We start from the raw sequence: 9,967 nt of genomic DNA on the forward strand, positions 1-9,967 counted from the left end.
TCATTCTTGATATTTTTTCAATATGTATTTTTTTACAGTTTATTTTGTCTATTTTTGTGTATTTTGTCCAATTTTCATTTTTCTTCTCGCAGAATATTGACTTTTATCTTTTGTTTGACTACCATACTTGTATGTAAGTTATGTATCCGATGCCAAGTCAAGAAATCGTCAAGATTCTGATCTGGTATCTCAATACTCTCAACAATAAGAAAACTCAAAAAACTCAAAGCACCAAAACATGAACAAGCAAAAAAAGAAAAGGAGTGTTCCCATTATGAAAGCTGTCCAGATTGTAAAACCAAACCAATTAGAAGTAATCGATGTTGAAAAGCCGGTTCTCTCCGGCAAAAACAACATTCTGGTGAGAATGACTGCTGCCGGTATCTGCGGTTCCGATGTCGGTATCTACCATGGAACGAACGCAGCTGCTACCTATCCCCGAATCATCGGACATGAGATGGTCGGTGTCGTTGCAGAAATCGGCGCAGGGGTCACTCATCTGAAAGTCGGTGACCGTGTGATTATCAATCAGGTAACCAGTTGCGGTCATTGCTATCCCTGCATGAGAAAGCGTGGAAATGTCTGCGACAATCTGAAGGTCAGAGGCGTTCACATTGACGGTGGCTACCGGGAATTCATCGCTGTCCCGGAATCTGACTGTTATCTTCTGCCAGATTCCCTTTCCGATCAGGATGCTGTCATGATCGAGCCGACTACGATCGCGATTCAGGCATGCACGCGTGCGGAGCTGTGCGCGGACGATATGCTTCTGATCTACGGCGCAGGTGCACTCGGTAGCACAATGCTCAAGATTGCTCACACGATCTGCGACCACATCATCGTCGCTGATATCATGGATGATAAGCTGGCAGAGGCGCGAAAACACGGTGCAAAATATACGATCAATGTCGCAACCGAGGATTTTCAGGCTAAAGTTCTGGAATATACGCACGGAAGAGGCACGACTGTCTCGATCGATTCCGCCTGTGTGAAGAATTCTCTCATGCTGTTGCTTCAGGCTACCGGAAACGCCGGTCGCGTCATCACCATGGGATTTTCCACCGCTCCGACGGAAGTCAATCAGTTCCTGATCACCTCCAAAGAGCTGGATGTAAGAGGCTCCCGTCTTCAGAACAAGATGTTTGGAAAGGCAATCGAGATGATTCAGGCAGGAACCCTCGACTTAAACAATTCGATCTCCCACACCTTCCCGCTCACAAAGGCACAGGAAGCCTTTGATTTTGTGGACAGTCACGATCCGTCCATCCGCAAAATCGTCTTCACATTCGATTTTTAAGTCGGGGTAATTCATACAGGAACTTTTTTATTTTATCATTGAAAAATAGATTGGAAAATAGACTAGCGAAAAGAATCTGCCGGTTGTATAATAAAGATCAAAAGTGAAGTTTTGATTGTCCGATAATGTTCCTCCGTACTTACATGTAAGCATGCAATCCGGCTGGCCATTCGACAACATGTTCAACTTAAACAAAGTGAGGATTTTGCTATGACCATTCTTGAAAAAGAACGCTCCGAAAATGCACGCTCTTATGCGGTTCGGGTACTTTTGTACAACATTGTTCATCTGGAACTCACACCCGGCAGTTCTGTGAGTGAGAACGAACTTTCTTCTGCACTCTCCCTCTCCCGAACTCCCGTCCGAGAGGCACTGATTGAGTTAAACCGGATTGGACTCGTTGAGATCATTCCCCAAAAGGGAAGTTATGTTTCCAAAATTAATTACGACATTGTGGAGGAATCTCGTTTTCTCCGACTTGTGATGGAAAATGCCGTATTGAAACTGGCTTGTGAGGGCATCGATCCGACATATTTAGATGCCCTCCAACAAAATATCCAACAGCAACGGCAATGCTCAGAGACAAAAGACAATGACCGCATGCTTGAGCTGGATAACGAGTTCCACCAGTTGATTTTCCAGTCCGTCAACAAAATGTGGTCTTACCATATTATTCGAGAGCAGATGGTTCATTTTGACCGGCTTCGCGCACTCTCTGCGAAAAAGGGACATCTCGACTATGTGATTCCAGACCACGAGGATATTCTCTATGCGCTCAAACGCCACGATGCGGAAATGGCAGAAATGCTGATGACACGCCATTTGGCGCGTCATCGCACGGAAAGACAGGAACTGACTGAGGCCTACCCTGAGTATTTCTGCTAAAAGCACAAAAAAATCCTCCCGGACAGACGAAAGCTGTCTGAGAGGATTTTTTTATTATGCATGCTCTAATTCTTTTTTCATCTGCACAACCGCTTTCCGGTCGAGCGGATAGAAACGGTAGGTGCAGATTGCTCCGACTGCGAGAATTCCTGCCGGGATCAAAAGCCATGCAGTCAGAATTCCCTGCTGGGCGAGAAGGCTCTGCGTTCCCTCTGGCTGGTGCTCCACATACCCGAATGCGAGAATGATCGTCAAAAACATCGCCTGCGAGAGGTTTGCGACGCAGCAGAAAATATTGTCAAAGCCAAAAAGGATTCCCTCACGGCGCAGACCATTGCGGTATTCATCGTAATCTGCCACATCTCCCATCATAAACGACAGGAAAAACATATTTCCGATGTAGGCAAACCCGTATCCGAAGAACGCGAGAATCCCCGCAAACACCATTTTCCCGAAAAATATCCCGGCAACATAGCCGAGCGCCATAAAAACCGCTCCGCCTGCCTGCGCAATCACGCAGAGTCCCTTTGTGCCGAATTTTTCCCGGAATTTCCAGTACAGAAACATCGAGAAGGAAGCGGAAACCACAAGTGCACAGTAGCACGCCGTTTTCCAGTTCGGAACTTCATCAAAATAATAGTACATGCCGAGCATGAAGACACTGAGTGCCGTCCAGACCGAGACGCTGAAAAATTCACACGTCAGAAACGGACGGCTCTTTAAAAAGCCCAGAATGTATGGCAGAAGCGGAGGCTGTTCCTGCTCGTCCGGGATCTGGTAACCGCTCTCCATGTAGAATGAGCTGAAAAAGATCGCCAGACCGGAGACAAGGCCGATCACACACATCACAGCCGAAAATCCTGTCGTGCTCTCTCCCTGTGCCGGTTGAAGCAGAGGAATCACATAAGTCGGCACAGCGAGGGCAACCGCATCCGCGAGCAATTCGAGAAGATAAATTTTTCCGCGTTCGCCGTCGTCGAGCGTCTCCTCGACCGGAATCGCAAATAGCGTGATCTCCAGAAACGAGGTTGCAAAATCGAGCATCCCGAGCACAAGAAAGGCCGAAATCGCAAGACCTAGCTGGGACTGCACAAACGGAAACTTTACAAACGCGAGCGCAAAGAAGATTCCTGCCAGAAGACCACAAAATCGCACATACGGAATCCGCCGTCCAAGGCGATTTTTCGTCCGGTCGGAGATCGATCCCGCAATCAGATCGTCAATCGCATTCCAGAACGCAAAGACAGTCCAGACCATTGTCATGTAGGAGATCTTTAGTCCCAGATTCTTCATGTAAAAGTAGGAAACCGCACCGCTCTGGCAGACTTCAATGATCATCGTCATAAATCCGTCTGCGACTGTCAGCGCCCAAACTGATTTCTGCTTCATTCCCCTGCGTTCTCCCCGCCGTTCTTGATCTTTTCACTCTTCTCTGCGAACCGAGCATCTCTCTTTTCTTTCTCCGTCTGATCTGCTCCACAATTCTTTTGTTTTTCGGAAAAATTCTTCTGGGTAATCACATATTTCTTCTCAAAATCGACCGGATAATAGGACATCTTCGATTTTCTGAGTCCCGCAATTCCGACATCGTCCTCACGGTTGATCAGAAGTGCATCCGGGTAAGCGTGAAGTGCGAACTGCTGGTTGATCATCTGGTAAAGCCCCGGAATCTCGGGATCTGCCTTCTCAATGCTGATGATTGCCACCTTCTCGACTTCATTGTAATCTCCCATCGAGAATGCCTTTAATTCCCCGTCGAGATAGATGGCACCTGCGCGGATATGATTGAAAAGATTCTCATGGCTGAGAATATCCTGAATCCCAAGAAATTCTCCGCGAAGCTCCTCCTCCGGGTCGAAAACCTCCCCATTCTCATCAATCCCGCTGCCCTCTCCGACTGCAAGTTTCGCCTCCATCCACTTTTTCAAGAATGCGAGAATCTCCTCATGATCCGCATAAGTCAGCGTGCGGTACTCCCATCTGTCCTCATATGCCTTCAAAAACTTGTTGATGTGGTTGCGCTTTTTCGTGTACTTTCGTCCGGCAAGTGTTCTGAGTGACTCCGCATCATAGAGGTAGTCGCGGATGTCCTCGACCTCATTCACCTCATAACCGGTCAGTGCGTCCGTCTCCTTTAGGCAGGCAACTCCCTCCTGATCCGCACTCGTCATCACAAGCGGAATACCGAGCACCTGATTGAAGTAAGTCTCCTCCAGTTTCAGATAGTGGGCAAGATCTTCCTCCCTGCAATACGGGAGAAAACCGTAGATCTCCATTCTCTCATTTTTCTGCTCAAGATTCTGCGCTTCCTCACCGTGTTTCTCTCCGCTTTCTGACGTTGCATCCTTTGACGTTGCATTCTTTAATGTTGTATCCGGATCTGCTTCATCCGTTTCATTCAAGAACATCAAGAACAGTGCATCCTCAAAGCGGCAGTACTTCACCTGATAGAAATTCCGGTACAGGTACTGGTCGAGCGGTGCACTGTCACAGCTTCGATTCGGGCGCAGTGTGTAAAGCGGCGCCAGAGAGATCACATCTTCCGCCGTGAGCGGAAAATACTTCATCTCCCTTGCCGCCGCAAGATAGTCATAGTCTGTCCGTTCCCTGGTTGTCATAATAATAATTCTAATCCTTTCCTAATTCTTTTTCTTTCTGGTTTTTCTGATTTTTGTGATTTTTATGTTTTTTTAGCTTTAAATCTCCCATGACAGACTGACATATGACACAAAAAGTCTTTCTGTCGCCCTGTCGCTGTTATCTTTGCAGATTCCGGTAAACTGCTTCGCCATCACAACTTCCACTCATCTCGCAGATCCCTGCAATCGCGGAAGCTCCGATCGTCTTAAGCAGCCAGGCTGTCAGCGTGCTGTCATTTTTTATCTCTCTCTTTTGCTTTTTCTCTCTCTCATTTTTATCCATTTTCTTCTTTTTCACCCTCAAACCCGTAATTCTTTCTATCTTGTTTCTTTTATTTCTGTCTTGTCTCTTTTATTTTCACATCATGTTGAGAAGAATCTGAAATGCATAACAGACAAATGCCAGAATCACTGTCCATAAGATAAATCGCAGTCCCCGGACAAACTCATCACAGCGGTGATGAAGCCGGTCAAGATTTCCGTTGATCGTCTCTCGGTAAAGCGCAATCAGGCAAAGTCTCGCCTGTTCCTCTCCCATATTTTCCAGATGTTCTCTCTGCATAATCTCCGGATCCATTCTGGCAATCTGTTCCGGCCGAAGCAGTCCCATAAAAAATACAAGCGCATACACATAGGCGCCCATCACCGCAATGCAGCTCAAAATATAAAGCCCGGAAATAACTATTCCAATCCCATTTTCCGGCATTTTAAGCTTGGAAATCCCGCTGAAAAGTCCGATGATGAATACAAAGAGAAATCCGCAGAACGTGATCGCGATATAAACCTTGTTGTCAATCTTGTTGCTGCGGTCAAACTGATTCTCATACTCCGCCATCAGACTCGTCAGTTCCAGCTGGCTGCCGGTCGACTTCCCATCTCTTCGGAAATCATTTTGTTCTCTCAAATCATTCTTGTTCAAGCTTGTTCGCTCCCTCTTCTGCCTCACTCCAGTCTGTGCTCGACAAAGGCTTCTGTGTTTTTACGGATCGTATCGTGATCCTTTCCCTTTTTCTTTGTCTCGTACAGCGCCTGATCTGCCTGAAGATAATATTCATCATAAGTATGCTCGCCGTTCGTGAGATAAACTCCGGTGCTGATGCTCAAAAATGGGAATTCCGCTCTCGCCTCTTCTATGTGGGTGCGCAGGCGGCGGAGAATCGTGTCAATATTCAAATCCGGCATCTGAAGTCTCTCGACAAACACCGCAAACTCATCTCCACCCATCCGGTAAATCACATCCTCCGCGCGGAAAGTCCGTTTGAGCACACGCGCAAAACACCGGATCGTCTCATCGCCCTTCATGTGCCCCATCGTGTCATTGATCTGCTTAAAATTATCGATGTCCATCAGAAACAGTGCATTGTATCCAGACAGACCTGTTCTGCTTTTGGGCATTTAAGAGTTTCTCCACTCTCCGCTTCCCGGCGCCGACATTTAAAAGTCCCGTCAGTGCATCTGTCCGCGCTCTCTGTCGCAGTTTTTCCTGTTTCATCATATCCCGGTCGATGTTCTGAAGATAGCCGACGACTCTCCGATTATTCGTGTACTCATCAAGATAGTCAAAAAGCGTCATCCGGTACCAGGTCCAGTTCTCTGTCGGCCTCATCTTCGCCTGAATCGCCACGGAAATATGGTGCTCCCCCTCGCGAATGCGCTTCAGACAATCTCTCACAAGCTCTGCGTAAGTACTTCCGAGCAGCCCTCTGTCCGTGACCGCCTTAAAAAAGCCCTGTTCTGAGAAACTCTGCTGTTTCTGATGTTCCTCGATTCCGATCTGGTCAAGAATGACTTTACATTTTTCCGGGTCATACTGAAAGACAAGTGTGGTTGTCGTCTCAAGAATCCGTTTCATCTCCTCACGGCTCCGGTGAAGTTCTAAAGTGAGCACCGATTCCTTCGTGATGTCCTGCATCACACACTCGCAATGCCCCCACTCTGTCTGGAACGTGTGGATCAGAAGTTCTTTCTGGATCTCTCTGCTGTACTCCCGAATTACATGAGGAATCCCCTCATATGCCGTCTCATAATAATATTTCAGCCATTTGGGGTCGCCATTCTTAAAATAATCATAGAATTTTCTTCCAATTAATTCCCCGTATCCCGCTCCCTCGAGTTTGTCGTGTTCCCGATTGCTATAGGTAAACAGAAAATCTTTCGGCTCGCCGTTCTCATCCAAAAGCACCTCGATTGAACAGAATGCCACCGGCATATTTTCGAGATAGCTCAGGCGTTTTTTCTCCTCTTTCTCCCGTTTCTGCCTCTCCTGAATAATCCCGGTCACATCGGTCCTCGTCAGCAAAATCGCTTTTTTCTCGGAATCCACATAGCAGAATCGAAGTTTCTTGTGTGAGACGACTCCATTCTCCTCCATCGTCGCATACAGGATGTATTCGCTGGCATGTTCGAGATGCTCAACGACATTTTCCACCCGCATATGTCTGCAAAGACTGTCAACTTCCTCCGCCAAAACATTTTTGTGATTCGTGATCTCCATAATCTTGTGATAATTCTCGGCCGCATGTTTCGGAATGATATGCTTTTCTTTATCTGAATAGTAGATCACATAGTTGTTCGTCGCTATATCAATCCGGCACACATAGTCAAACTCCGGGAGAACCGCCTGCGCAATCGTGGAATTGCGCTGTTCTTCCCGCACATCCCTGCTCGCGATCATGACGCTCGTCTCGTTCAGCCGACTGATATAAACCTCATGCCACTCCATCCACCGATTCTGAAATCCCGTATGTTTCCTCTGGCTTTCACTCTTTTCCTTATGCTCAATACGGACAAAAAAGTGATCTTCCCTGTCTTCTTTTTCAAGAAATTGCTTCAGATGTTCCGGATTCATATACTGCTGCCAGATTTCCACATCCTCCCGGTATACATACTGATCCTGATACAAGCGATAAATTTCCTCATAATTTTTCCATTTTCCGCATATTTCCGGCGTGGTGCGATCATGATGAATGTAAATCTGATTTGTATCTGCGTGATATTCCCATATCGCATCGCAAAACCGTTTGAACACTTCTACTTCTGTCAACATGCCTCTTTCCTCAATCTGCTTTTTTGATAGAATCTTTCTTATCTTACCACAATTCCCAGCCAAAAAACAGACCATTCTTGCAAGGTCCCCCAAAAGCTCTCCCATAACAAAACGGCCAGCAGGCGCATCTCATAAAAATCTCATAGAAAATTCTATATGACTCAATACACAAATTTCTATTTTACACGTTTTCCTTTTTCCATTATAATAAAATCCATCAGGCAGTTTTGGTAGAATGATTCAAAAATGATTCAAAAAAGAAAAAATGTTTAAAATTTGAAAAAAGAAGAAAGACGAGGGGAAAAACTATGATCGCTACGATTCATCACGTTGCTATAAATGTAAAAGATTACGACTGGTACTTCCGATTTTTTGAGGAAGTCTTTGAGATGACGGTGGAGCGCAAAAGAGGCGAAGCTCCGAAGCGTCAGGTATGGTTTAACGAGGGAATCCAGTTGAACGAAGTGGACGATATGGGAGAGATGGGAAGCATGTACAGCCACATCGGTATTGCTTCCGATGATTGGGATACCGTGATCGAGCGCGCAGTCGCAAGAGGATGCAAACAGTATACCGACAAGAAACACTGGTTCGATATGCCGGACGGTTTCGCAATCGAATTAAAAAAACCGAGAGAGTAATCACGCTTCAGATATTTTAAAAGCCGGAATGCATCACGCATCCCGGTTTTTCTTAGTCATTGACAAAAATATCGTCCTTTATTTTCTATCATCCCTATTGTCTTCTTTTATTAGAAGTTTCTTGTAGGTACTGTCGATCCCAAATGCACCAAGCGGTGCAGTGATGATGATTGCAAGCACGGCAACGGACAAGATAATATTTCCACACGGCAGACCAACGGCAAGCGGTACCGAACCGATCGCCGCCTGCACCGTCGCCTTCGGAAGATAGGCAAGAACACAGAACAGTCTTTCCTTTCTGTTCAGATTTGTTCCCGCCATGCAGATCAGCACACCAACAGTTCGGAAAATCAGCGCTGTAAAAATCATAAGCACTGCCGGGATTCCGGCACTCAGCGTATACCGGATATCGACTGCCGCACCGACGAGCACAAACAGCACAACCTCCGCTCCAAGCCACAATTTTCCAAATTTTTCCGAGAGTCTTTTTGACACAAACGATGTGCTTTTTAATTTAATCACACACGCCATGCTGACAACCGCGAGAAGTCCTGACACAGACACCACGCCCTCAAGCCAGGTCTCAATCGAGACGAGAAGAAAAGAGACACCAAGCACAATGATGACTTTCATACTGTTACGAACGCAATGCTTGTGCGCGTAAGAAGTCTCAAAAAACAGGCAGAGTCCATATCCGACAACTGCTCCCATCAAAATACCAAGGACAATCGAGACTGGAACATTCACAAAATCCATGACTCTTGCACTTCCGCCCTGCGCCATATTTAAGAATGTTGTAAACAGCACAATGACGAAAATATCATCACAGGATGCACCCGCCATAATCATCTGCGGAATCGCCTTCTCCGTTCCGTATTTCTTCTCAATCAAGTTCACCATTCTCGGCACGACAACTGCCGGGGAAACTGCCGCAAGAACCGCTCCCATCACCGCCGAATCTGCCCGACTGATCCCGAGAATCACCGGCGCAAGCAAAAGATACCCGAGAATCTCACACGATGCCGGGACAAATGACAGAAGAACCGCCGAGCGCCCCGCTTTCTTCAAATCGCTCAAATTCAACGATAATCCTGCCTTTAACAGAATGATGATTAACGCCATCTTGCGCAGCTCCGATGAGATCGAGAGAATCGACGGGTCAAGCCAGTCTAAGACATACGGCCCCAGAACAATTCCTGTGACAAGCATTCCGATAATTCTCGGAAGTTTTAATCTCTGGCAGATCGCTCCGAGCGCCAATCCGACCAGAAAAATGAGTGACAGTGATGCTAACATAAATTTTCCTCCTCATACCGACAAATAAATATATATACTATAAATGAGCAAGTTCGTGATTTTGCATAAAAGAAAGACACCTTGAATTCGATTGTGTTGTATAATGAAAGTGCCCAAACCAACATTTACAGCATTCACGAAAGAAGGTGTCTCCTGCAAATAC

Annotated in this window: 10 protein-coding genes; 3 read left to right on the forward strand and 7 right to left on the reverse strand. The window is 46.4% G+C overall.

Annotated elements, in window-relative coordinates; all coding sequences use genetic code 11:
• Positions 1–274: 274 nt before the first annotated feature.
• Positions 275–1,297: an alcohol dehydrogenase catalytic domain-containing protein gene (locus ACR0QE_RS01450; protein ID WP_432626604.1), complete on the forward strand. Its 1,023-nt coding sequence runs from the start codon at positions 275–277 to the stop codon at positions 1,295–1,297.
• A gap of 210 nt (positions 1,298–1,507) precedes the next feature.
• The gene (locus ACR0QE_RS01455) at positions 1,508–2,182 is read left to right on the forward strand and encodes a GntR family transcriptional regulator (protein WP_432626605.1); all 675 of its coding nucleotides are present in this window, start codon (positions 1,508–1,510) and stop codon (positions 2,180–2,182) included.
• Positions 2,183–2,236: 54 nt separating this feature from the next.
• On the opposite strand, the gene ACR0QE_RS01460 is transcribed toward ACR0QE_RS01455, so the two are convergent.
• The 6 genes from ACR0QE_RS01460 to ACR0QE_RS01485 all read right to left on the reverse strand — a co-directional run bounded on the left by ACR0QE_RS01460 (position 2,237) and on the right by ACR0QE_RS01485 (position 7,867).
• Positions 2,237–3,571, reverse strand: a complete 1,335-nt coding sequence (locus tag ACR0QE_RS01460; RefSeq protein WP_432626606.1) for an MFS transporter — start codon at positions 3,569–3,571, stop codon at positions 2,237–2,239.
• A complete protein-coding gene (locus tag ACR0QE_RS01465; protein ID WP_432626607.1) occupies positions 3,568–4,800 on the reverse strand; it encodes a DUF2156 domain-containing protein in 1,233 nt (410 codons plus the stop codon). The genes ACR0QE_RS01460 and ACR0QE_RS01465 overlap by 4 nt, the downstream gene beginning before the upstream one ends.
• Positions 4,801–4,939: 139 nt before the next feature.
• Positions 4,940–5,104: a hypothetical protein gene (locus tag ACR0QE_RS01470; RefSeq protein WP_432626608.1), complete on the reverse strand. Its 165-nt coding sequence runs from the start codon at positions 5,102–5,104 to the stop codon at positions 4,940–4,942.
• A 75-nt stretch (positions 5,105–5,179) separates the two neighbouring features.
• Positions 5,180–5,740 (reverse strand): hypothetical protein, encoded by a 561-nt coding sequence (locus ACR0QE_RS01475; RefSeq protein ID WP_432626609.1) that lies wholly within the window; start codon positions 5,738–5,740, stop codon positions 5,180–5,182.
• A gap of 23 nt (positions 5,741–5,763) precedes the next feature.
• Entirely contained in the window at positions 5,764–6,216 is a 453-nt protein-coding gene (locus ACR0QE_RS01480; protein WP_432626610.1) for a GGDEF domain-containing protein, read from the reverse strand.
• Positions 6,155–7,867, reverse strand: a complete 1,713-nt coding sequence (locus tag ACR0QE_RS01485; RefSeq protein ID WP_432626611.1) for a hypothetical protein — start codon at positions 7,865–7,867, stop codon at positions 6,155–6,157. The genes ACR0QE_RS01480 and ACR0QE_RS01485 overlap by 62 nt, the downstream gene beginning before the upstream one ends.
• 308 nt (positions 7,868–8,175) lie before the next feature.
• On the opposite strand from ACR0QE_RS01485, the gene ACR0QE_RS01490 reads away from it, so the two are divergent.
• A complete protein-coding gene (locus tag ACR0QE_RS01490) occupies positions 8,176–8,508 on the forward strand; it encodes a VOC family protein (protein ID WP_432626612.1) in 333 nt (110 codons plus the stop codon).
• Between the two features lie 78 nt (positions 8,509–8,586).
• Here ACR0QE_RS01490 and ACR0QE_RS01495 read toward each other — a convergent pair whose 3' ends face one another.
• The gene (locus tag ACR0QE_RS01495) at positions 8,587–9,804 is read right to left on the reverse strand and encodes a cation:proton antiporter (RefSeq protein ID WP_432626613.1); all 1,218 of its coding nucleotides are present in this window, start codon (positions 9,802–9,804) and stop codon (positions 8,587–8,589) included.
• Positions 9,805–9,967: the final 163 nt, after the last annotated feature.

The organism is Brotaphodocola sp., assembly GCF_050873065.1.
Taxonomy (GTDB): domain Bacteria; phylum Bacillota; class Clostridia; order Lachnospirales; family Lachnospiraceae; genus Brotaphodocola.